Genomic DNA, 22,250 nt, shown 5'->3' with positions numbered 1-22,250 from the left:
CTGCTTGCTCTACGACCTTACCGGGGTGCCGGGACCGCTTCGGACGCGCGTTCGGACGATCGTCCGGCGACCCGCTCGCGCCAGGCGGCGAGGACGGCGGCGTCGGTGGCGGGGGTGGCCAGGGAGACGACCGGGTAGGCGGCGAGCGAGGCGAACAGGGCGTAGTGGACCGGCTCGTCGGCGAGGGCCGTGGGTCGCCATCCGCACGACGACCGCGACTCCGCCGGCCGTGACGGAGGCCACCACGACCCGGGAACGGCGCAGGCGATCAACGCGCCGGAGGACCTCGACGGCCACGGGACCTCCTTCGATCGGTGTCGCCGACGGGTGACGAGGACTGACCCTAGGTGGCCGGAAAGCGACTGCGAAGTGTACGTTTCCTCCATTCGAGCCGGTGCCCGATGGAGGGAACGCACACCATGCCGGACCCGGCGGTACCGCCCACCCCGCCGGTAGCGCTGACCGCGCTGCTGGCCCGCGAGGACCTGGCGCTGCGGCGGATCGCCGGGCCGCCCGCCGAAGGCGTCGTCGTCCACTGGGTGCACACCTCGGAGATGGCGGACCCCTATCCGTATCTGCTGGGCGGGGAACTGCTGCTCACGGCGGGCGTGCACATCCCGGATGCGGCGGGTCCGGGGACGGCCTACTTCGACGGCTACGTCTCCCGGATCGTCGCGGCGGGCGGCGCCGCCCTCGGCTTCGGGGTGGCGCCGGTGCACGACACGGTGCCGCAGGGGCTGGCCGCGGCCTGCGAGACCCACGGCCTGCCGCTGCTGGAGGTGCCGCCCCGCACCACCTTCTCCGGCGTGGCCCGCGCGGTCTGGCAACTGATGGCCCAGGCCCGCCTGGCCGAGCTCCGTCGCGTCACCGAGGCCCAGCAGAGCCTCGCCGCCGCCGCGTCCCGACCCGACCCGGTCCCGTCGGTGCTCCGGCAACTCGCGCGACGGCTGGGCGGATGGGCGGTGCTGTACGGGCCCGAAGGGGTGGAGATCGCCTCGGCGGGACGGGAGCCCGGGGAGGAGGCCCGGGCGGCCCTGACCCGCCTGACAGAGGTGGTACGACCGGTCCGGCCGATGCCGCCGGGGACCGCGGCACCGCAGACCGGCCCCGCCTCGCGCACAGGCGCGACACGGCAGGCCGAGCCCGGCACCCCGGCACAGTCCGAGCGTCCCCCCACCGAGCCCGGCCGTCCCGCCCCCTCCTCCGCCACCGACTCCGTGGCCGGACTCCCTCTCGCCGCCTACAGCCTGGGGGCCGGACACGGATTCGTGCTCGGGGTCGCCACCGCGCAGCGGGGGCCCGGGGACCACACCGTCGCCTCCGTCGCCGCCGTGCTCCTCTCCCTCCTCACCGGCGAACAGCAGAGCAGCACCGGAGCCGCCCGCTCCGCCGCATTGGCGCGGCTGCTGCTGGGCGCGCCGCCCGAGGAGGTCGCGGGGCTGCTCGGCGAGGACCCCTGGATCGTCGTGCACGCCCGGCCGGACGGGGGCGGCACCCCCGGCCCCGTCGCGGCCTCCGCGCTGGGCGCCGCGCTCGGGTCCGCCCTGGTCGACCCGGCGGGCGACGTCGTACGGGTCCTGGTCCCGGCCGGCCGGGCACCGGCCCCGCTGCCCGGCTGGACCCTGGGCGTCAGCACCGCCGTCGCGCCGTCCGACTGGCCCCTCGCCGACACCCAGGCGGCCCGCGCCCTGGCCCGGGCCCGCGCCACCAGGGCCCCGCTGGTCCGGCACGGCGCCCGCCCCGCCCTGGCCGACCTGGTGCCCTCCGAGGAGGCGGCGGCCCACGCCCGGACCCTCCTCTCCCCCGTCGCGGCGCACCCCGCCCTCACCGAGACCCTGCGCACCTGGCTGTCCCTGCACGGCAGCTGGGACCGTACGGCCGTCGCCCTGTCCGTGCACCGCAACACCGTGCGCCAGCGCATCGCCCGCTGCGCGACCCTGCTGGAGACGGACCTGGACGACCCGGACGTGCGGATGGAACTCTGGTTCGCGCTGCGGCGGAGCTGAGTACGTGAGCGGGGTCCCGCTGAGTACGTGACGCACATCGCAGCGTTCGATACGCCAGGGACGCCCACCGACGGCTGCCTCACAATGGATGCCATGCCGATATCCGGGACACCCAGCCGCGCCGAACTCGTCGAACACCTCGTCAGGACGCGCATCGCGGGCGACGTCGCCACCCCCCGCGAGAACAACCTCTCCCACTACCGCAAGCTGGCGAACGGCGACCGCCACTACTGGCTCGGCCTGGAACTCGGCGACCGCTGGACCGACGAGCAGGACGTCCTGGCGGTGATGGCGGAACGCGTCGGCGTGAACGACGACCCCGAACACCGCTACGGCCAGGACACCATCGACCCGGAGCTGACCGTGGCCGGTCTGGAGCGGATGGCCGGGCGGCTGCGCAAGGCGGCGGACGGTCAGCAGCGCGTCCTCTTCGCCACCGGCCACCCCGGCGGCCTCCTGGACGTCCACCGCGCGACCGCGTCCGCACTGCGCGCGGCCGGCTGCGAGATCGTCGTCATCCCGGACGGGCTGACGACCGAGGAGGGCTACGTCATGCAGTTCGCGGACGTGGCGGTGCTGGAGCACGGCGCCACCCTGTGGCACACCCACTCGGGCGAACCGATGAAGGCGATCCTGAAGGGCCTGGAGCGCGAGGGTCGTCCGCTGCCCGACCTGGTCGTCGCCGACCACGGCTGGGCGGGCTACGCGGGACAGCACGGCGTGGACTCCATGGGCTACGCCGACTGCAACGACCCGGCCCTCTTCCTCGCGGAGGCCGAGGGCACCGTGCAGGTGACGGTGCCCCTGGACGACCACGTGGTCAGCCCCCGCCACTACGACCCGATGACCGCGTACCTGCTGGCGGAGGCGGGGCTCAGCTAGCGCCCGGCCCGCGCGGGACGCGGACCACGCCCTCCTGGATCACGGTGACGGCGAGCCGCCCGTCCTGCGTGTAGATCCTCGCCTGCCCCAGTCCCCGGCCGCCGTACGCGGACGGGGACTCCTGGTCGTACAGCAGCCATTCGTCGGCGCGGAACGGCCGGTGGAACCACATCGCGTGGTCGAGCGAGGCCCCTACGACGTCCCCGACGGCCCAGCCGCCGCGCCCGTGCGCGAGCAGCACGGAGTCGAGCAGCGTCATGTCGGAGACATAGGTGGCGAGGACGACGTGCAGCAGCGGGTCGTCGACATCGCTGTCGAGCTTGCCGTTGGTGCGGAACCACACCTGGGAGTGCGGCTCGCGCGGCTCGCCGAACTTCCCGTAGGGCGGCTCGTCGACGTACCGCAGATCGACGGCGGCACGGGCCTCGAGGAACTTCTCCACCACGACGGGGTCGAGGTGCCCGTACCCGCGCAGCCGCTCCGCACCGGTCGGGAGCGTCACGGGATCGGGGGCGCCGGGCATCGGCTCCTGGTGATCCAGTCCGTCCTCGTACGTCTGGAAGGACGCCGAGAGATGGAAGATCGGCTTGCCGTGCTGGACGGCGACCACCCGGCGGGTGGTGAAGGAGCGGCCGTCGCGGATCCGGTCGACGGTGTACACGATGGGGGCGCCGGGGTCGCCGGGACGCAGGAAGTACGCGTGCAGCGAGTGCGCGGGCCGGTCCTCGGGGACCGTGCGCCCTGCGGCGACGAGCGCCTGGGCCGCGACCTGTCCGCCGAAGACCCGGGGGACGACGGCGGACCGGGACCGGCCGCGGAAGATGTCCTCCTCGATCTGCTCCAGGTCGAGCAGATCGAGGAGGTCCTGTAGTGCCTGGCTCATGGGGTCGTTGTACGGCCAGTGATCGCGGGCCGGTGTCGGGGGCCTTACAGGCCCATGTCCTTGGCGATGATCGACTTCATGATCTCGCTGGTGCCGCCGTAGATGCGGTTCACGCGGTTGTCCGCGTACAGGCGGGCGATCGGGTACTCGTTCATGTAGCCGTAGCCGCCGTGCAGCTGGAGGCAGCGGTCGATGACGCGGTGGGCGACCTCGGTGCAGAACAGCTTCGCGGAGGCGGCCTCGGCGGGGGTGAGCTCACCGGCGTCCAGGGCCTCGGTCGCGCGGTCGGCGACGGCCTCGGCTGCGTCCACCTCGGCCTGGCAGGCGGCCAGCTCGAACTTGGTGTTCTGGAAGTGCGCGACGGGCTTGCCGAAGACGGTGCGCTCCTGCACGTACTGCTTGGCGAACCGGACGGCGGCCTTGGCCTGGGCGTAGGCGCCGAAGGCGATGCCCCAGCGCTCGGAGGCCAGGTTGTGGCCGAGGTAGTAGAAGCCCTTGTTCTCCTCGCCGAGGAGGTCCTCGACAGGCACCTTGACGTCGACGAACGCCAGCTCGGCGGTGTCGGAGGTCTTCAGGCCGAGCTTGTCCAGCTTGCGGCCGACGGAGTAGCCCTCGGACTTGGTGTCCACGGCGAACAGGGAGATGCCGTGGCGGCGGTCCTCGGCGGTCGGGGCGGAGGTGCGGGCGCAGACGATCACACGGTCGGCGTGCACACCGCCGGTGATGAAGGTCTTGGCACCGTTGAGGACGTAGTGGGTGCCGTCCTCGCTCAGCTTGGCGGTGGACTTCATGCCCGCGAGGTCGGAACCGGTGCCCGGCTCCGTCATCGCGATGGCCCACATCTCCTCGCCGGAGACGAACTTCGGCAGGTAGCGCTTCTTCTGCTCGTCGGTGGCGAGCATCTTGATGTACGGCAGGGCCAGCAGCACGTGCACGCCGGAGCCGCCGAACTGGACACCGGCGCGAGCGGTCTCCTCGTAGAGGACGGCCTCGAACTTGTGGCTGTCCAGGCCCGCGCCGCCGAACTCCTCGGGCACGTTGATGCCGAAGATGCCCAGCTCACCGAGCTTGTAGTAGAAGTCGCGGGGCGCCTGGCCTGCCGCGAACCACTCGTCGTACACCGGTACGACCTCGGCCTCGATGAAGGCGCGAAGGGTCTCCCGGAACGCCTCGTGATCCTCGTTGAACACCGTACGGCGCACGCCGCCACCTCCAGGACTCCGCATGTCTAAGCGCTTGCTCAGCCTAAGATACCGGCGAGTATCGAGACGCGTCCAGGGTGGAGACGGGGAGGGCGGGGTAACGCTCGTCACGCCGGTCACCGCGGTGGGCGCCGCGGACGCCGGTGGGCGCGGTCACCGCGGTGGGCCGCGGACGCCGGTGGGCGCGGGGTGCACTGCGGGCGCCGGGGCCGCCGGGACGCGGGTGGGCGCGGGGGCCGCCGGTGGGCGCCGGAGGTACTGGTGGGCGCCGGGGGCAGCGGTGGGGGCCGGGGGCGCTGGTGGGGGCCGGGGGCAGCCGGTGGGGGCCGGGGGCACTGGTGGGCGCCGGGGACGCCGGGGACGCCGGTGGGCGCGGGGGCCGCCGGTGGGCGCCGGGGGCGCTGGTGGGGGCCGGGGGCGCTGGTGGGGGCCGGGGGCACTGGTGGGCGCGGGGGCCGCCGGTGGGCGCGGGGGCCGCCGGTGGGCGCCGGGGGCGCTGGTGGGGGCCGGGGGCGCTGGTGGGGGCCGGGGGCACTGGTGGGGGCCGGGGGCATTGGTAGGGCAGGGGGCACTGTGGGCGCCGGGGGCAATGTGGGCGCCGGGTACGCCGTGGGCGCCGTGGGCGCCGGCGCCGGGGCCGCCGGGCCGGGGCCGGCGGTGGGCGCCGGGGCCGCGGGGGCGCCGGGTACGCCGGGGCCGGGGCCGCCGGTGGGCGCCGGGGCCGCGGGGACGCCGTGGGCGCGGGGCCGGGGCCGCCGGTGGGCGCCGGGGCCGCGGGGACGCCGTGGGCGCCGGGGACGCCTGCGGGCGCCGGGGACGCGGGGACGCCGTGGGCGCCGGGGACGCGCCCGTCAGCCTTCCGCCGCCGCGAACGCCCCCCGCGCCATCCGGTGCAGCAGCTCCGCCGTGACCCCCCGCCCGGGCAACGACCCCGCCCTCCCCAGGTGCGGCGTCGAGTTCAGCAGCCCGAACACCGAGTGCACGGCCGACCGGGCCGCGGGCTCCCCGAGCCCCGGGTACACCTCCCGCACCACCCCGACCCACAGCTCCACGTACTGCCGCTGGAGCTGGCGCACCATCTTCCGGTCGGTGTCCCGGAGGCGGTCCAGCTCCCGGTCGTGCAGGGTGATCAGGGGCCGGTCGTCGAGCGCGAAGTCGATATGCCCTTCGATCAGCGAGTCGAGCACCTGCTCCGCCCCACCCCCGTCCGCCTCCGCCAGCCTCCGCTTCGCCCCGGTCAGCAACTGCCCGCTGATCCCCACCAGCAGCTCCGCGAGCATCGCGTCCTTGCCCGCGAAGTGCCGGTACAGCCCGGGCCCGCTGATCCCGACCGCGGCGCCTATCTCGTCGACTCCGACCCCGTGGAAGCCCCGCTCGGCGAACAGCCGCGCGGCCTCCTTGAGGATCTGCTCACGGCGGGTGGGGGCGTCGGTTCTGGTGGCCATGAAAACAATTCTAGACAGGGAGGTTAGCGGTCGTTAACCTGAAGGAAATGCGTTAACGCTCATTAACAAGGTGAGGGGACCCGCAGGATGCACGAGGCACCGGAGCTCACGAGCGCGGCAGACCCCGCGTCGGAGGCCTTTCGGGCCAACGAGGAGGCGCACCACACCCTCGTCGAGGAGCTGCGCGGCAAGCTCGCGGCGGCCGCACGGGGCGGCGGCGAGAAGGCCCGCGCCCGCCACACGGCCCGCGGCAAGCTGCTCCCCCGCGACCGCGTGGACACCCTCCTCGACCCGGGCTCGCCCTTCCTGGAGCTGGCCCCGCTCGCGGCCGACGGGATGTACGAGGGCCAGGCCCCGGCGGCCGGGGTCATCGCCGGCATCGGCCGGGTCAGCGGCCGCGAGACGGTGGTCATCGCCAACGACGCCACGGTCAAGGGCGGCACGTACTACCCGATGACGGTCAAGAAGCACCTCCGCGCCCAGGAGGTCGCCCTCGACAACCGCCTCCCCTGTGTCTATCTGGTGGACTCCGGGGGAGCCTTCCTCCCCATGCAGGACGAGGTCTTCCCGGACCGCGACCACTTCGGCCGCATCTTCTACAACCAGGCCCGCATGTCCGGCGCCGGCATCCCCCAGATCGCCGCCGTCCTGGGCTCCTGCACGGCCGGCGGGGCGTACGTCCCGGCGATGAGCGACGAAGCGGTGATCGTCCGCAACCAGGGCACGATCTTCCTCGGCGGCCCGCCCCTGGTGAAGGCGGCCACCGGCGAGGTGGTCACGGCCGAGGAGCTCGGCGGCGGCGAGGTCCACTCCCGCGTCTCGGGCGTCACCGACCACCTCGCGGAGAACGACGCGCACGCCCTGCGCATCGTCCGCACCATCGTCTCCACCCTCCCCGCCCGGGGGGCGCTCCCCTGGGAGGTCACGGAGGCGACGGAACCCAAGGTCGACCCCCACGGCCTCTACGGCGCGGTCCCGGTCGACTCCCGCACCCCCTACGACGTGCGCGAGATCATCGCCCGGGTCGTCGACGGCTCCCGCTTCGCCGAGTTCAAGTCCGAGTTCGGCCAGACCCTGGTCACGGGCTTCGCCCGGATCCACGGCCACCCGGTGGGCATCGTCGCCAACAACGGCATCCTGTTCTCCGAGTCCGCCCAGAAGGGCGCCCACTTCATCGAGCTGTGCGACCAGCGCGGCATCCCGCTGGTCTTCCTGCAGAACATCTCGGGCTTCATGGTCGGCAAGGACTACGAGGCGGGCGGCATCGCCAAGCACGGCGCCAAGATGGTCACGGCCGTGGCCTGCACGCGCGTACCGAAGCTGACGGTCGTGGTCGGCGGCTCGTACGGCGCGGGCAACTACTCCATGTGCGGCAGGGCGTACTCCCCCCGCTTCCTGTGGATGTGGCCGAACGCCAAGATCTCTGTCATGGGCGGCGAGCAGGCCGCCTCGGTGCTCGCGACCGTCAAGCGGGACCAGCTGGAGGGGCGCGGCGAGACCTGGCCGGCGGAGGACGAGGACGCCTTCAAGGCCCCGATCCGCGCCCAGTACGAGCGCCAGGGCAACGCCTACTACGCGACGGCCCGCCTCTGGGACGACGGTGTCATCGACCCGCTGGACACCCGTCAGGTCCTGGGCCTGGCCCTGACCGCCTGCGCCAACGCGCCCCTGGGTGACCCCCAGTTCGGCGTCTTCCGGATGTGAGGGGACGGACGACGATGTTCGAGACAGTGCTGGTGGCCAACCGTGGCGAGATCGCCGTACGCGTCATCCGGACGCTGCGGTCGATGGGCGTGCGCTCGGTGGCCGTCTTCTCCGACGCGGACGCCGACGCCCGGCACGTCCGCGAGGCGGACACGGCGGTCCGGATCGGCCCGGCCCCGGCTTCCGAGAGCTACCTGTCGGTGGAGCGCCTCCTGGAGGCCGCGGCCCGCGCGGGCGCGCAGGCCGTCCATCCCGGCTACGGCTTCCTCGCCGAGAACGCCGCCTTCGCGCGCTCCTGCGCCGAGGCGAGCCTGGTCTTCATCGGCCCCCCGGCGGACGCGATCGCGCTGATGGGCGACAAGATCCGCGCCAAGGAGACGGTCCGGGAGGCCGGGGTGCCGGTGGTGCCCGGCGGCCGTGACCCGGATCTGGCCGAGGCGGCTCGCGAACTGGGCGCGCCGGTGCTGCTGAAGCCCAGCGCGGGCGGCGGCGGCAAGGGCATGCGCCTGGTGCGGGACCTGACCCGGCTGGAGGAGGAGATCGCCTCGGCCCGCCGCGAGGCCCGCGCCTCCTTCGGCGACGACACCCTGCTGGTGGAGCGCTGGATCGACCGCCCCCGCCACATCGAGATCCAGGTCCTGGCGGACGGGCACGGGAACGTGGTCCATCTGGGCGAGCGCGAGTGCTCCCTCCAGCGCCGCCACCAGAAGATCATCGAGGAGGCGCCGAGCGTCCTCCTGGACGAGGAGACGCGCTCCGCGATGGGCGAGGCGGCGGTCCAGGCGGCCCGCTCCTGCGGCTACCGCGGCGCGGGCACGGTGGAGTTCATCGTCCCCGGCACCGACCCGTCGTCGTACTACTTCATGGAGATGAACACCCGCCTCCAGGTGGAGCACCCGGTCACGGAGCTGATCACCGGCCTGGACCTGGTCGAGTGGCAGCTGCGGGTCGCGGCCGGCGAGCCCCTCGGCTTCACGCAGGCGGACGTACGGCTGACGGGCCACGCGGTGGAGGCCCGCATCTGCGCCGAGGACCCGGCCCGCGGCTTCCTCCCCTCCGGCGGCACGGTCCTGAGGCTGCGCGAGCCGCAGGGCGACGGCCTCCGCACCGACTCGGGCCTCACCGAGGGTACGGAGGTGGGCAGCCTCTACGACCCGATGCTCTCCAAGGTCATCGCCTACGGCCCCGACCGCGCGACCGCCCTGCGCAAGCTGCGTGCGGCCCTGGCCGAGACGGTCACGCTCGGCGTGCAGACCAACGCCGGTTTCCTGCGCCGTCTGCTCGCCCACCCGGCGGTGGTCTCCGGCGACATGGACACCGGCCTGGTCGAGCGCGAGGTGGAGGACCTGGTTCCCACGGAGGTACCGGAGGAGGTGTACGAGGCGGCGGCGGCCGTACGCCTGGAGGCCCTGAAGCCCGAGCCGGACGGCTGGACGGACCCCTTCTCGGTGCCGAGCGGGTGGCGCCTGGGCGGTGCCCTGAAGCCACCCGCCTTCCACCTGCGGGTGCAGGAGCCCCTGGAGTACACCCCGCGCGGCACGGCCATGGTCACGGACGACCGGGTCGCGGTGACCCTGGACGGCGTCCGGCACACCTTCCATCGCGCCGCCGACTGGCTCGGCCGCGACGGCGACGCCTGGCACGTGCGCGACCACGACCCGGTGGCCGCGTCCCTGACCCGGTCGGCGCACGCGGGCGCCGACTCCCTGACCGCGCCCATGCCCGGCACGGTCACGGTGGTCAAGGTCGCGGTGGGCGACGAGGTGAGCGCCGGTCAGAGCCTGCTGGTGGTGGAGGCGATGAAGATGGAGCACGTCATCTCCGCCCCGCACGCCGGCAAGGTCGCCGAACTGGACGTGTCGCCCGGCAGCACGGTCGCCATGGAGCAGGTCCTGGCGGTCATCGCACCGCACGAGGAGGCGGCGGAATGACAGTCCCAGGACTCCCGATGGCCGTCCCGGCCGGGGACCTCCCCACCCGGGTCCGCGTCCACGAGGTCGGCGCGCGCGACGGCCTGCAGAACGAGAAGGCGACGGTCCCCACGGAGGTCAAGGCGAAGTTCATCCGCCGCCTGGCCGACGCGGGCCTGACCACGATCGAGGCGACGAGCTTCGTCCATCCCAAGTGGGTGCCCCAACTGGCGGACGCGGAGCAGCTGTTCCCCCGTGTCGCCGACCTTCCGGTGGCCCTGCCGGTCCTCGTGCCGAACGAACGGGGCCTCGACCGCGCCCTGGCCCTCGGCGCCCGCCGGGTGGCGGTCTTCGCCAGCGCCACGGAGTCCTTCGCCAAGGCCAACCTCAACCGGACGGTGGACGAGGCCCTGGCGATGTTCGAGCCGGTGGTGAACCGGGCGAAGACCGAGTCGGTCCACGTCCGCGGCTACCTCTCGATGTGCTTCGGTGATCCGTGGGAGGGCCCGGTCCCCATCCCCCAGGTGGTGAAGGTCTGCCGGGCCCTGGTGGACATGGGCTGCGACGAACTGAGCCTCGGCGACACGATCGGCGTGGCGACCCCGGGCCATGTGGTCGCGCTCCTCGCGGCCCTGGACGAGGCAGGAATTCCCTTCTCCGCCCTCGGCGTCCACTTCCACGACACCTACGGCCAGGCCCTGGCCAACACCCTCGCGGCGCTCCAGCAGGGCGTCACGACGGTCGACGCCTCGGCGGGCGGCCTGGGCGGCTGCCCGTACGCGAAGTCGGCGACGGGCAACCTCGCCACCGAAGACCTCGTGTGGATGCTGCGGGGCCTCGGCATCGACACCGGAATCGACCTCGGCCGCCTCGTCGCCACGAGCGCGTGGATGGCCGCCCACCTGGGCCGACCCAGCCCGTCCCGCACCGTCCGAGCCCTGTCCCACGAGGACACCGAGGAGCACTGATCACCATGGACTACCGTCTCTCCCCCGAACTGGAGGAACTCCGCCGCACGGTCGAGGAGTTCGCGCACGAGGTGGTGGCGCCGAAGATCGGCGACTTCTACGAGCGGCACGAGTTCCCGTACGAGATCGTCCGGGAGATGGGCCGCATGGGCCTGTTCGGCCTGCCGTTCCCGGAGGAGTACGGCGGCATGGGCGGCGACTACCTGGCCCTCGGCGTGGCCCTGGAGGAGCTGGCGCGGGTCGACTCCTCCGTGGCGATCACCCTGGAGGCCGGCGTCTCGCTGGGCGCGATGCCGATCCACCTCTACGGCACCGAGGCCCAGAAGCAGGAGTGGCTCCCCCGCCTGTGCTCGGGCGAAGTGCTGGGCGCGTTCGGCCTGACGGAGCCCGACGGCGGCAGCGACGCGGGAGCGACCCGCACGACGGCCCGCCTGGACGAGTCGACGAACGAGTGGGTCATCAACGGCACGAAGTGCTTCATCACCAACTCCGGCACGGACATCACGGGCCTGGTGACGGTCACGGCGGTCACGGGCCGCAAGTCCGACGGCAGACCGCAGATCTCCTCGATCATCGTCCCGTCGGGCACCCCCGGCTTCACCGTCGCGGCCCCCTACTCCAAGGTCGGCTGGAACGCCTCGGACACCCGTGAGCTGTCCTTCACGGACGTCCGCGTCCCGGCGGCGAACCTGCTGGGCGAGGAGGGCCGCGGCTACGCCCAGTTCCTGCGCATCCTCGACGAGGGCCGCATCGCGATCGCGGCCCTGGCGACGGGTCTGGCGCAGGGCTGCGTCGACGAGTCGGTCAAGTACGCCAAGGAGCGCCACGCGTTCGGCAGGCCGATCGCCGCGAACCAGGCCATCCAGTTCAAGATCGCGGACATGGAGATGAAGGCCCACACGTCCCGCCTCGCCTGGCGCGACGCGGCGGCCCGGCTGGTGACCGGCGCCCCCTTCAAGAAGGAAGCGGCCCTGGCGAAGCTCCACTCCTCCACGGTGGCGGTGGACAACGCCCGGGAGGCCACCCAGATCCACGGCGGCTACGGCTTCATGAACGAATACCCGGTCGCCCGCATGTGGCGCGACTCCAAGATCCTGGAGATCGGCGAGGGCACGAGCGAGGTCCAGCGGATGCTGATCGCACGGGAGTTGGGGCTGGTGGGCTGAGCCACGCCGAAGGGCCTGCGACGACCCCGGGCCTCCCGCAGCCCCTTCGGATGCGGGAGGCCCGCGGGGCCCGCGCCGGATCGCCTGGCCGTCGATCTGCGGGGGCGAGGGCGGCGGCGCGAGTGGGGCCCCGCCCGCCCCGGGCCCGGGGCGGGCGGGGCCCCACAGGCCCATGCCGATGGGGTGCGCTCACAGGCCCATGCCGATGGGGTGCGCTCACAGGCCCATGCCGATCGAGTGCGCTCACAGGCCCATGCCGATCGGGTGCGCTCACAGGCCCATGCCGATGGGGTGCGCTCCACGGAGTCGGCGTACAGGCTGGCGCTACCGAGCGTCGGGCGGGACGACCGGGTCGACAGCCCGTCACCCGGGGCGAGAGGTCACGTGGTCACCGGCAGCGCCGGTCAGGTCACGGTCGCGCCGGGCACAGGTGTGCCGCGGGCTTTCACGCGGGCCCACATGTCGCACAGGCCGCGCAATGGCGAGTCGTGCAACGGCCGCTCACCGAGGGTGGATTCAGCGCCCACCCCTCACCTTCCCGCGCCCTGCGCCTGGGCCGAATCGAGCCACCCCCGCCCCTTGGGCCTTCGTGATTCGGATCGCCGCCCTCCCGGGCATCGCCTCGATCCGCCCCGGGCACACCCCCAGGACCCTCTGGACACGAACGCAGGTTAGGCTAACCTAAGCCTGATTTCAGCCAAGTGGCTGTCAGCCGTGCCCGCAGTGGCTCCGTACGTACGAAAGCAGACCCAGTCATGTCGAACGCCAGAACCGCCCGCTTCTCCCGCCGCGGCCTGTTCGCCGCCGGTGGTGCTCTCGGGCTCGGCGCCCTCGTGACCGCGTGTGGCAGTGAAGACTCCAAGAACGGCGGCTCGGACGCGAAGGGTGCCGCCAAGTCCGGCCCGTGGTCCTTCAAGGACGACCGCGGCACGACCGTGAAGCTCGACAAGGTCCCCTCGAACATCGTCGCCTTCACCGGTGTCGCCGCCGCCCTGTACGACTACGGCATCGAGGTCAAGGGCGTCTTCGGGCCGACCAAGACCAAGGACGGCAAGGCCGACGTCCAGGCCGGTGACTTGGACGTCAGCAAGCTGACCGTCTTCGGCAACAGGTTCGACCAGTTCAACGTCGAGCAGTACGCGGCCTTCCAGCCCGAGGTGCTCATCACCACGACCTTCGACGCCGCCGGCAGCCTCTGGTACGTCCCGGAGACCTCCAAGGACAAGATCGCCAAGCTCGCTCCGAGTGTCGCGATCTCGGTTTTCGACCGTCAGATGCCGAAGCCCCTGCAGCGCATGGCCGAGCTCGCCGAGTCGCTCGGCGCCGACCTCAAGGCCGCGAAGGCCGTCGAGGCGAAGAAGCGTTTCGAGGCCGCCTCCGAGCGGCTGCGCAAGGCCGCCAAGTCCCGCCCCGAGATCAAGGTGCTGGCCGGTTCCGCTTCGGACGCCATCTTCTACGTCTCCGGCTCCAACTTCTCCATCGATCTGGAGTACTTCAAGGCCCTCGGCGTGAACCTCGTCGAGCCGCCGGAGAAGGCCATGGAGGCCAACGGCGGCTGGTTCGAGAACCTCAGCTGGGAGAACGTCGACAAGTACCCGGCGGACATCATCATGATGGACGACCGCGCCTCGACCATCCAGCCGGCCGACATCACCGAGGCCACCTGGAAGAAGCTGCCCGCGGTCAAGGCCGGCCAGGTCATCTCCCGTTCGCCCGAGCCGATCCTGTCGTACGACAAGTGCACGCCTCTGGTGGAGAACCTCGCCAAGGCCATCGAGTCGGCCAAGAAGGTCGCCTGACCCCCTCTCCCTTCCCGACGTCCCGGAGCCGTACGTGACCACCGCCGTAGCCGCCCCGTTCCGTTTCTTCTCCCTCCAGGTCGTGCGGACGAGGCGGCTCGGGCCGTCTCTGGTGCGGGTCACCTTCGCGGGGCCCGATCTGCACGCCTTTCATTCCGACGGGCAGGACCAGTCGCTGTCGCTGTTCCTGCCGCACCCGGGGCAGAGCGAGCCGGTCGTGCCGCTCGAGCTCGGGGACGGATGGTGGCAGGGCTGGCGTGAACTCCCGGACGACGTACGGGCCGTGATGCGCTCGTACACCCTGCGCGGCCTGCGCCGGGACCCGGACGAGATCGACATCGATTTCGCCCTGCACGGCATCGGCCCGGGCGCCTCCGTCCAGGCCGGACCGGCCTCCCGCTGGGCCGCCCAGGCTGATGCCGGGGACCGGGTGCTGCTGCTCGGCCCGGCCGTCGCCGACAACCGGGCGATCCGCTTCCGGCCGCCGCAGGACACCGACCTCGTGGTCGTCTGGGGCGACGAGACCGCCGTGCCGGCCGCCTCGGCCATCGTCGAGGCACTGCCGGCCGGCACCCGCGCCCGGGTCTGGCTGGAGGTCCCGCACGCAGGCGACATCCAGGACCTGGTGACGGAGGCCGACGCCGAGATCACCTGGCTCGTGCGGGACGAGCGGAGCGCCGAGGGGCACCCCATGGCCCTCGACGCCCTCCGGGACGCCCCGTTGCCGCCCGCCGAGCGGCCGTACGTCTGGATCGCCGGCGAGTCCGGGTGTGTGAAGGAGCTGCGCCGGCACTTCGTGCGCGAGCGCGGCATCGACCGCCGCCGGGTGACGTTCGTCGGCTACTGGCGGCACGGCGTGAGCGAGGAACAGCTGCGGGCCGAGGCATGACCGCAGCCACGCCAGGACCGTGGTGACACGAGTGACCACAGTCACGGCACACTCCGCTCAGACCTCGATCAACTCAGGTTAGGCTTACCTAAGTTTTGGGACGCCGGAGATCAGCCCACCCCGTCCCACACCGGACTGTCCCCACCGGAGGACCCCCACATGCGCTCGCACCTGCTCAATGACACCACCGCGGAGCAGTACCGCCGCTCCGTGACCGACGGAGTCGAGCGGGTGGCCGCCAAACTCGCCGCCACCGACCGGCCGTTCACCGGCATCACCGTCGACGCCCTGTCCCCGCGCATCGACGAGATCGACCTCGACCGGCCGCTGCACGACACCACCGCGGTGCTCGACGAACTGGAGGACGTCTACCTCCGGGACGCGATCTACTTCCACCACCCCCGCTACCTGGCGCACCTCAACTGCCCGGTCGTCATTCCGGCCGTGCTCGGCGAGGCCGTCCTGTCCGCCGTGAACTCCTCGGTGGACACCTGGGACCAGTCGGCCGGCGGCACGCTCATCGAGCGGAAACTGATCGACTGGACGACCGACCGCATCGGCCTCGGGCCCGCCGCCGACGGCGTGTTCACCTCCGGCGGCACCCAGTCCAACCTCCAGGCGCTGCTGCTCGCCCGCGAGGAGGCCAAGACGGACTCGCTCGCCGAACTGCGCATCTTCGCCTCCGAGGTCAGCCACTTCAGCGTGAAGAAGTCCGCGAAGCTCCTCGGCCTCGGCCAGGACGCCGTGGTCTCCATACCCGTCGACCACGACAAGCGCATGCAGACCGTCGCGCTCGCCCGCGAGCTGGAGCGCTGCGCGCGGGACGGCCTCGTCCCCATGGCCGTCGTCGCCACCGCCGGCACCACCGACTTCGGCTCCATCGACCCGCTCCCGGAGATCGCCGAACTGTGCGAGCAGTTCGGCACCTGGATGCACGTCGACGCGGCCTACGGCTGCGGCCTGCTCGCCTCCCTGAAGCACCGGGCCCGCATCAGCGGCATCGAGCACGCCGACTCCGTCACCGTCGACTACCACAAGTCCTTCTTCCAGCCGGTGAGTTCCTCGGCCGTGCTGGTGCGGGACGCCGCCACGCTGCGCCACGCCACCTACCACGCCGAGTACCTCAATCCGCGCCGCATGGTGGAGGAGCGCATCCCCAACCAGGTGGACAAGTCCCTCCAGACCACCCGCCGCTTCGACGCCCTGAAGCTGTGGATGACCCTGCGGACCATGGGGGCCGACGGCATCGGGCAGCTCTTCGACGAGGTGTGCGACCTGGCCCAGGAGGGCTGGCGGCTGCTCGCCGCCGACCCGCGCTTCGACGTCGTCGTCCGCCCCAGCCTGTCCACCCTGGTCTTCCGCTACACACCGGCGGCCGTCACCGACCCCGCCGAGATCGACCGCGCCAACCTCCACGCCCGCAAGGCCCTGTTCGCCTCCGGTGACGCCATCGTCGCGGGCACCAAGGTCGACGGCCGCCACTATCTGAAGTTCACCCTGCTCAACCCCGAGACGCAGGCGTCCGACATCGCCGCCGTCCTCGATCTGATCGCCGGCCACGCCGAGCAGTACCTGGGAGAGTCCCTTGACCGCGCGTCCTGAAAACCCGACCGGAACCCATGACTTCGTGGGGATCGGGCTCGGCCCCTTCAACCTCGGCCTGGCCTGCCTCACCGAGCCCATCGACGAGCTCGACGGCGTCTTCCTGGAGTCGAAGCCCGACTTCGAGTGGCACGCGGGCATGTTCCTGGACGGCGCCCACCTCCAGACCCCGTTCATGTCGGACCTGGTCACCCTCGCCGACCCGACCTCCCCGTACTCCTTCCTGAACTACCTGAAGGAGAAGGGCCGGCTCTACTCGTTCTACATCCGCGAGAACTTCTACCCGCTGCGCGTCGAGTACGACGACTACTGCCGCTGGGCCGCGAACAAACTGAGCAGCGTCCGCTTCTCCACGACGGTCGCCGAGGTGACGTACGAGGACGAGCTCTACCTCGTGAGGACCACCGCCGGAGACACCTACCGGGCCCGTCACCTCGTGCTCGGCACCGGCACCCCGCCCTACATACCCGAGGCCTGCCAGGGCCTGGGCGGCGACTTCCTGCACAACTCCCGCTACCTGAGCCGCAAGGCGGAGCTCCAGAAGAAGGACTCCATCACGCTGGTCGGCTCGGGCCAGTCGGCCGCCGAGATCTACTACGACCTGCTCAGCGAGATCGACGTCCACGGCTACCGGCTGAACTGGGTCACCCGCTCCCCGCGCTTCTTCCCGCTGGAGTACACCAAGCTCACGCTGGAGATGACGTCCCCGGAGTACGTCGACTACTTCCGAGAGCTGCCCGAGGCGACCCGCTACCGTCTCACGGCCGAGCAGAAGGGCCTGTTCAAGGGCATCGACGGCGACCTCATCAACGAGATCTTCGACCTGCTCTACCAGAAGAACCTCGGTGGCCCGGTCCCCACCCGGCTGCTCACCAACTGCTCGCTGAACAGCGCCCGTCACGAGAACGGCACGTACACCCTGGGCTTCCGCCAGGAGGAGCAGGGCAAGGACTTCGAACTGGACTCACAGGGCCTGGTCCTGGCCACCGGCTACAAGTACGCCGAGCCGGAGTTCCTGGCACCCGTCAAGGAGCGCCTGGTCTACGACTCGCAGGGCAACTTCGACGTCGCCCGCAACTACGCGATCGACGTCACCGGCCGGGGGATCTTCCTGCAGAACGCCGGCGTCCACACGCACAGCATCACCAGCCCCGACCTGGGCATGGGCCCGTACCGCAACGCGTACATCATCCGCGAGCTGCTCGGCAGCGAGTACTACCCGGTGGAGAAGACGATCGCGTTCCAGGAGTTCGCCGTATGAGCGCCACCACCGGCATCGGAACGCTCACCGTCCGCCCGCTCGACCCCCTGAAGGACGCCGAGCTGCTGCACTCCTGGGTCACCCACCCCAAGGCGGCCTACTGGATGATGCAGGACGCCAAACTCCAGGACGTCGAGCGCGAGTACATGCGGATCGCGGCGCACGAGCACCACCACGCGTACCTCGGTCTGCACGAGGGCCGGCCGGCGTTCCTGATGGAGACGTACGACCCCCGGTACGTGGAGCTGGTGGGGCTGTACGACCCGGAACCCGGCGATGTCGGCATGCACTTCCTGGTCGCGCCGACCGACCGGCCGATCCACGGCTTCACCAAGGCCGTCATCACGGCCGTGATGGACGAGCTGTTCGCCGACCCGCGCACCCGCCGGGTCGTGGTGGAGCCCGACGTGGGCAACAAGGCAGTCCACGCGCTGAACGAGGCCGTCGGCTTCGTGGCCGAGCGCGAGATCGACAAGCCGGAGAAGCGCGCGCTGCTGAGCTTCTGCACACGCGAACAGTTCCTGGCCGCCCGAGGAGTAGCCGTATGACCCTGTCCGACGCCGTAGCGCATCTGTCCCCCCACCGCTGGGCGCGGGCCAACCGCCTCCTGATCCGCAAAGCGCTCGCCGAGTTCGCGCACGAGCGGCTGATCACCCCCGAGAAGGACGGGGAGCAGTACGTCGTCCGCAGCGACGACGGCCTGACGAGCTACCGCTTCTTCGCGGCCCGCCGGGCCCTGGACCACTGGCAGGTCGACGCCGAGTCCATCACCCGGCACCGGGACGGCACCGAACTTCCGCTCGCCGCCCTGGACTTCTTCATCGAACTGCAGAAGTCCCTCAGTCTGAGCGACGACATCCTGCCGGTCTACCTGGAGGAGATCTCCTCCACCCTCTCCGGCACCTGCTACAAGCTCACCAAACCGGACACCACGGCGGCCGAGCTGGCGCGCGGCGACTTCCAGACCATCGAGACCTCGATGACCGAGGGCCACCCCTGCTTCGTCGCCAACAACGGGCGGCTGGGCTTCGGCATCCACGAGTACCTGTCGTACGCGCCGGAGACGGCGAGCCCGGTCCGCCTGGTGTGGCTGGCCGCGCACAGGTCACGGGCCGCGTTCACGGCCGGTGTCGGCATCGAGTACGAGTCCTTCCTGCGTGAGGAGCTGGGCGCAAAGACGGTCGAGCGCTTCCACGGCGTCCTGCGCGACCAGGACCTGGACCCGGCCGACTACCTGTTCATCCCGGTCCACCCCTGGCAGTGGTGGAACAAGCTGACCGTCACCTTCGCCGCCGAGGTGGCCCGCAAGCACCTCGTGTGCCTGGGCGAGGGGGACGACGAGTACCTGGCCCAGCAGTCCATCCGGACCTTCTTCAACAGGACGAGCCCGCGGAAGCACTACGTCAAAACGGCCCTGTCGGTCATCAACATGGGCTTCATGCGCGGTCTGTCGGCGGCCTACATGGAGGCCACCCCGGCGATCAACGACTGGCTGGCCCAGTTGATCGAGGGCGACCCGGTGCTGAAGTCCACGGGTCTGTCGATCATCCGGGAGCGTGCGGCGGTCGGTTACCGGCACCTGGAGTACGAGCAGGCGACGGACCGCTACTCGCCGTACCGCAAGATGCTCGCCGCGCTGTGGCGGGAGAGCCCGGTGCCCTCCCTCCAGGAGGGCGAGTCCCTGGCCACCATGGCGGCCCTGGTCCATGTCGACCACCAGGGGGCGTCCGTCGCGGGCGCGCTGATCGAACGGTCGGGCCTCACCCCGAAGGAGTGGCTGCGCCGCTACCTCCAGGCCTACTTCACTCCCCTCCTCCACAGCTTCTACGCCTACGACCTGGTGTTCATGCCGCACGGCGAGAACGTCATCCTGGTGCTGAAGGACGGGGTCGTGCAGCGCGCGATCTACAAGGACATCGCCGAGGAGATCGCGGTCATGGACCCGGACGCGGTGCTGCCGCCGACGGTGGAGCGGCTGCGGGTGGAGGTCCCGGAGGACAAGAAGCTCCTGTCGATCTTCACGGATGTCTTCGACTGCTTCTTCCGCTTCCTCGCGGCGAACCTCGCCACGGAGGGCCTGCTGGAGGAGGACGACTTCTGGCGCACGGTCGCGGAGGTCACCCGCGCCTACCAGGAGTCGAAGCCGGAACTCGCCGAGAGGTTCAGGCAGTACGACATGTTCGCCCCCGAGTTCGCCCTCTCCTGCCTCAACCGCCTCCAACTCCGCGACAACCAGCAGATGGTCGACCTGTCGGATCCGTCCGGCGCCCTCCAGCTGGTGGGCACCCTGGAGAACCCGATCGCGGGATTCTGACCCACAGGCAGACGGGCACCCCGGAGTACGGTCCTCCGGGGTGCCCGTCCTGGGCGCAGGGCGACTGCGCCCCTTCAGGGGCGCGGGGCTGTATCAATGTGCGGCTCCGCCGCGCGGGCGCGGCCGTGCCCTGGCACCAGGCGCCGTTCTGGTCGAGCCGCAGCGGGTGCCCCGGGAAGGCCTCGGCGAGCGCCCGTACGGCGGCGATCTCCTCCGGCCCGCCGAGACATCACCGCCCGGCGGAGCCCCACGACACCTGCGGCGACCGGTACCAATCGATCCCCAGGACGTTCCACCGCTCGGCCTGCGCGGCAAGCCGCACCTTGTACCGCTCCCAGTCGTGCGCAGCCGCCGGCGACCACCCCAGTTCCGCGACACCGGGCAACCGCGGGAACGCCATGTACTCGATGTGCCCGGAGTTCTCGATGGTCTCCGTCCACAGCGGCGCCTCGACCCCCCGCACGGCCCCGGCCGGCACCCCGGGCAGATACGCCCCCGGATCCCAGTCGTAGGACCGCCGCACCTCGACGTACCCCGCCCAGGACAACCCCAGCGGTGTGTCCTTCGTGTACTTCATGTCGAGGTAGACCCGGTCCGCCGGGGACAGGATCAGCCCGGTCCCGCTCTGCGCGGCCTTGACGACCCGGGCCTTCTCCTCGGCGCTGGTGCCGTCCAGGCCCCAGTACTGCGCGAGGGCCCCCTTCGCCGGGGTCGCCCCGGTCAGCTGATGCCAGCCGACGACCGTCTTGCCGTACTTCGCGACGATCGGCTGCACCCGGTCCATGAACGTCACGTAGTCCTCATGGCTGGTGGAGTGCGCCTCGTCGCCCCCGATGTGGAGGTACCTGCCCGGCGTGAGCGCGGCGAGTTCCCGGATCACGTCGTCCACGAAGTCGTACGTGATCTCCTTGCCGGCGCACAGCGAGCTGAAGCCGACCTCGGTGCCGGTGTAGAGCGGGGGCGCCACCCCGTCGCAGTTCAGGTCGGCGTAGGAGGCGAGGGCCGCGTTGGTGTGGCCGGGCATGTCGATCTCGGGCACGACCTCCAGGTAGCGGGAGGCGGCGTACCGCACGATCTCCTTGTAGTCGGCCTTGGTGTAGAAGCCGCCGGGACCGCCGCCGACCTGTGTGGAGCCGCCGTAGGTCGCCAGGCGCGGCCAGGAGTCGACGGCGATGCGCCAGCCCTGGTCGTCGCTGAGGTGCAGATGCAGCTTGTTGATCTTGTAGAGGGCGAGCTGGTCGATGTAGCGCTTGACCTGGTCGACGGTGAAGAAGTGGCGTGAGACGTCGAGCATGGCGCCGCGCCAGCCGTAGCGCGGGGTGTCCGTGATCGTGCCGCCCGCGACGAGCCAGGGGCCGGGCTGGACGGAGTCCTTTTCGACGGCCGCGGGGAGCAGCTGGCGCAGGGTCTGCACGCCGTGGAAGAGGCCGGCGGGCCGGGCGGCGGTGATCGTGACGCCGCCCCGGCCGCTGTCGAGCCGGTACCCCTCGGCCCCGAAGGGGCCCTTGGTGAGCCGCAGTCGGATGCCACCGGCGCCGTGCGCCGTGACGGGGAGGCGGTAGCCGGTCGAGGGGCGCAGGATCCCCGCGAGGTACTCGCCGACGCCGCGCGTCTCGCGGGAGCCGTCGACACGGATGTGGGTGCCGCGGGTGATCCGGTACGGGGATCCGCCCGGGGCGAGGGAGGCGGGCGCGGGCACCACCCGGTCGAGTGGGGTGGGCGATGCCGCGGGTGCGGGAGCGGCCCCGGCCACCGAGGCGGCCATCGCGACCAGCAGCAGGGAGCCGAGAAGGCGAAACGTTCTGCGGGGCTGTCTACGGCCATCTCTCACAAGCGTGTCCCTTCACGAGCCATTGAGCTCCAAGAGGTCTGGACCACTCTCTCGTGAGAGGGGCGCAACAATCCACCCCATGGTGGAAATCATCCGGAAGGACGGCACGTGGGCCTTCGACGGGGACGCGTTGCGACTCACTCCCGGACGGGACAAGAACGTCAGCCGCTTGCGGCCTGGGCGGTGGCGCCGGGCACGAACGCGCCACCCGCGACGGCGCCGAGCGTGACGGCACCGCCTCTGGTCATCGTGCGCCGGGAGAACCTGGCGCGCAGGTACTCGTGCTGCTCGGCCATGCTCATGCGCGCGGCGAGCCGCTCGGGTACGCCCATACGAGGCGTGTCCATGGCGTTCAAAAATGGAGCCCCGGGCAACGGGATGCCGGACG

The 22,250-nt window shown here is 71.6% G+C and carries 16 protein-coding genes and 3 pseudogenes; 13 read left to right on the top strand and 6 right to left on the bottom strand.

Features of this window, described 5'->3' with window-relative positions; all coding sequences use genetic code 11:
• Positions 1-17: 17 nt before the first annotated feature.
• Positions 18-243, bottom strand: a pseudogene (locus tag ACIQHQ_RS01235) (sodium:solute symporter); the annotation flags it as partial.
• A gap of 176 nt (positions 244-419) precedes the next feature.
• On the opposite strand from ACIQHQ_RS01235, the gene ACIQHQ_RS01230 reads away from it, so the two are divergent.
• Both ACIQHQ_RS01230 and ACIQHQ_RS01225 read left to right on the top strand, forming a co-directional pair.
• A complete protein-coding gene (locus tag ACIQHQ_RS01230) occupies positions 420-2,006 on the top strand; it encodes a helix-turn-helix domain-containing protein (RefSeq protein ID WP_402608883.1) in 1,587 nt (528 codons plus the stop codon).
• Between the two features lie 93 nt (positions 2,007-2,099).
• On the top strand, positions 2,100-2,888 hold the full coding sequence (locus ACIQHQ_RS01225) for a phosphatase (RefSeq protein ID WP_402608881.1): 789 nt from the start codon (positions 2,100-2,102) through the stop codon (positions 2,886-2,888).
• On the opposite strand, the gene ACIQHQ_RS01220 is transcribed toward ACIQHQ_RS01225, so the two are convergent.
• From ACIQHQ_RS01220 to ACIQHQ_RS01210, 3 genes are all read right to left on the bottom strand, one after another.
• Positions 2,881-3,771, bottom strand: coding sequence for an acyl-CoA thioesterase (locus ACIQHQ_RS01220; RefSeq protein WP_402608879.1), 891 nt, complete (start codon positions 3,769-3,771; stop codon positions 2,881-2,883). The genes ACIQHQ_RS01225 and ACIQHQ_RS01220 overlap by 8 nt on opposite strands.
• A gap of 44 nt (positions 3,772-3,815) precedes the next feature.
• Positions 3,816-4,973 (bottom strand): acyl-CoA dehydrogenase family protein, encoded by a 1,158-nt coding sequence (locus ACIQHQ_RS01215; RefSeq protein ID WP_402608877.1) that lies wholly within the window; start codon positions 4,971-4,973, stop codon positions 3,816-3,818.
• Between the two features lie 851 nt (positions 4,974-5,824).
• Complete coding sequence (locus ACIQHQ_RS01210; protein WP_402608875.1) at positions 5,825-6,418, bottom strand: TetR/AcrR family transcriptional regulator; 594 nt, start codon at positions 6,416-6,418, stop codon at positions 5,825-5,827.
• An 87-nt stretch (positions 6,419-6,505) separates the two neighbouring features.
• Between ACIQHQ_RS01210 and ACIQHQ_RS01205 the strand changes: the two genes are divergently transcribed.
• The 10 genes from ACIQHQ_RS01205 to ACIQHQ_RS01160 all read left to right on the top strand — a co-directional run bounded on the left by ACIQHQ_RS01205 (position 6,506) and on the right by ACIQHQ_RS01160 (position 20,031).
• The gene (locus ACIQHQ_RS01205; RefSeq protein ID WP_402608873.1) at positions 6,506-8,122 is read left to right on the top strand and encodes a carboxyl transferase domain-containing protein; all 1,617 of its coding nucleotides are present in this window, start codon (positions 6,506-6,508) and stop codon (positions 8,120-8,122) included.
• A gap of 14 nt (positions 8,123-8,136) precedes the next feature.
• On the top strand, positions 8,137-10,053 hold the full coding sequence (locus ACIQHQ_RS01200) for an acetyl/propionyl/methylcrotonyl-CoA carboxylase subunit alpha (protein ID WP_402608871.1): 1,917 nt from the start codon (positions 8,137-8,139) through the stop codon (positions 10,051-10,053).
• Complete coding sequence (locus ACIQHQ_RS01195; protein ID WP_402608869.1) at positions 10,050-11,000, top strand: hydroxymethylglutaryl-CoA lyase; 951 nt, start codon at positions 10,050-10,052, stop codon at positions 10,998-11,000. The genes ACIQHQ_RS01200 and ACIQHQ_RS01195 overlap by 4 nt, the downstream gene beginning before the upstream one ends.
• Positions 11,001-11,005: 5 nt before the next feature.
• On the top strand, positions 11,006-12,166 hold the full coding sequence (locus ACIQHQ_RS01190; RefSeq protein ID WP_402608867.1) for an acyl-CoA dehydrogenase family protein: 1,161 nt from the start codon (positions 11,006-11,008) through the stop codon (positions 12,164-12,166).
• Between the two features lie 755 nt (positions 12,167-12,921).
• Positions 12,922-13,965 (top strand): ABC transporter substrate-binding protein, encoded by a 1,044-nt coding sequence (locus ACIQHQ_RS01185; protein ID WP_402608865.1) that lies wholly within the window; start codon positions 12,922-12,924, stop codon positions 13,963-13,965.
• Between the two features lie 34 nt (positions 13,966-13,999).
• The gene (locus ACIQHQ_RS01180; RefSeq protein ID WP_402608863.1) at positions 14,000-14,854 is read left to right on the top strand and encodes a siderophore-interacting protein; all 855 of its coding nucleotides are present in this window, start codon (positions 14,000-14,002) and stop codon (positions 14,852-14,854) included.
• A gap of 159 nt (positions 14,855-15,013) precedes the next feature.
• Positions 15,014-16,456, top strand: a complete 1,443-nt coding sequence (desA, locus tag ACIQHQ_RS01175) for a lysine decarboxylase DesA (RefSeq protein WP_402608861.1) — start codon at positions 15,014-15,016, stop codon at positions 16,454-16,456.
• Complete coding sequence (locus tag ACIQHQ_RS01170; protein WP_402608859.1) at positions 16,440-17,717, top strand: lysine N(6)-hydroxylase/L-ornithine N(5)-oxygenase family protein; 1,278 nt, start codon at positions 16,440-16,442, stop codon at positions 17,715-17,717. The genes desA and ACIQHQ_RS01170 overlap by 17 nt, the downstream gene beginning before the upstream one ends.
• Positions 17,714-18,265, top strand: coding sequence for a GNAT family N-acetyltransferase (locus ACIQHQ_RS01165; RefSeq protein ID WP_402608857.1), 552 nt, complete (start codon positions 17,714-17,716; stop codon positions 18,263-18,265). Before ACIQHQ_RS01170 ends, ACIQHQ_RS01165 begins: the two co-directional genes overlap by 4 nt.
• A complete protein-coding gene (locus ACIQHQ_RS01160) occupies positions 18,262-20,031 on the top strand; it encodes an IucA/IucC family protein (RefSeq protein WP_402608855.1) in 1,770 nt (589 codons plus the stop codon). The genes ACIQHQ_RS01165 and ACIQHQ_RS01160 overlap by 4 nt, the downstream gene beginning before the upstream one ends.
• A 229-nt stretch (positions 20,032-20,260) precedes the next feature.
• On the opposite strand, the gene ACIQHQ_RS01155 is transcribed toward ACIQHQ_RS01160, so the two are convergent.
• Positions 20,261-21,796, bottom strand: a complete 1,536-nt coding sequence (locus ACIQHQ_RS01155; protein WP_402610590.1) for a beta-N-acetylhexosaminidase — start codon at positions 21,794-21,796, stop codon at positions 20,261-20,263.
• A 145-nt stretch (positions 21,797-21,941) separates the two neighbouring features.
• Between ACIQHQ_RS01155 and ACIQHQ_RS01150 the strand changes: the two are divergent.
• Positions 21,942-22,037 (top strand): annotated as a pseudogene (locus ACIQHQ_RS01150) (Tat pathway signal sequence domain protein); the annotation flags it as partial.
• On the opposite strand, the pseudogene ACIQHQ_RS01145 reads toward ACIQHQ_RS01150, so the two are convergent.
• Positions 22,033-22,194, bottom strand: a pseudogene (locus tag ACIQHQ_RS01145) (phosphoesterase); the annotation flags it as partial. The pseudogenes ACIQHQ_RS01150 and ACIQHQ_RS01145 sit on opposite strands and share 5 nt — an antisense overlap.
• Positions 22,195-22,250 lie beyond the last annotated feature (56 nt).

This window comes from Streptomyces sp. NPDC092370, from assembly GCF_044755265.1.
In the GTDB taxonomy this organism is placed as follows: domain Bacteria; phylum Actinomycetota; class Actinomycetes; order Streptomycetales; family Streptomycetaceae; genus Streptomyces.
This window is presented reverse-complemented; position numbering and strand designations above follow the sequence as displayed.

Coding starts and splice junctions, on each gene's coding strand:
- ACIQHQ_RS01230 (WP_402608883.1), top strand. CDS start 420: ATGCCGGACCCGGCGGTACCGCCCACCCCGCCGGTAGCGCTGACCGCG.
- ACIQHQ_RS01225 (WP_402608881.1), top strand. CDS start 2,100: ATGCCGATATCCGGGACACCCAGCCGCGCCGAACTCGTCGAACACCTC.
- ACIQHQ_RS01220 (WP_402608879.1), bottom strand. CDS start 3,771: ATGAGCCAGGCACTACAGGACCTCCTCGATCTGCTCGACCTGGAGCAG.
- ACIQHQ_RS01210 (WP_402608875.1), bottom strand. CDS start 6,418: ATGGCCACCAGAACCGACGCCCCCACCCGCCGTGAGCAGATCCTCAAG.
- ACIQHQ_RS01205 (WP_402608873.1), top strand. CDS start 6,506: ATGCACGAGGCACCGGAGCTCACGAGCGCGGCAGACCCCGCGTCGGAG.
- ACIQHQ_RS01200 (WP_402608871.1), top strand. CDS start 8,137: ATGTTCGAGACAGTGCTGGTGGCCAACCGTGGCGAGATCGCCGTACGC.
- ACIQHQ_RS01195 (WP_402608869.1), top strand. CDS start 10,050: ATGACAGTCCCAGGACTCCCGATGGCCGTCCCGGCCGGGGACCTCCCC.
- ACIQHQ_RS01190 (WP_402608867.1), top strand. CDS start 11,006: ATGGACTACCGTCTCTCCCCCGAACTGGAGGAACTCCGCCGCACGGTC.
- ACIQHQ_RS01185 (WP_402608865.1), top strand. CDS start 12,922: ATGTCGAACGCCAGAACCGCCCGCTTCTCCCGCCGCGGCCTGTTCGCC.
- desA (WP_402608861.1), top strand. CDS start 15,014: ATGCGCTCGCACCTGCTCAATGACACCACCGCGGAGCAGTACCGCCGC.
- ACIQHQ_RS01165 (WP_402608857.1), top strand. CDS start 17,714: ATGAGCGCCACCACCGGCATCGGAACGCTCACCGTCCGCCCGCTCGAC.
- ACIQHQ_RS01160 (WP_402608855.1), top strand. CDS start 18,262: ATGACCCTGTCCGACGCCGTAGCGCATCTGTCCCCCCACCGCTGGGCG.
- ACIQHQ_RS01155 (WP_402610590.1), bottom strand. CDS start 21,796: ATGGCCGCCTCGGTGGCCGGGGCCGCTCCCGCACCCGCGGCATCGCCC.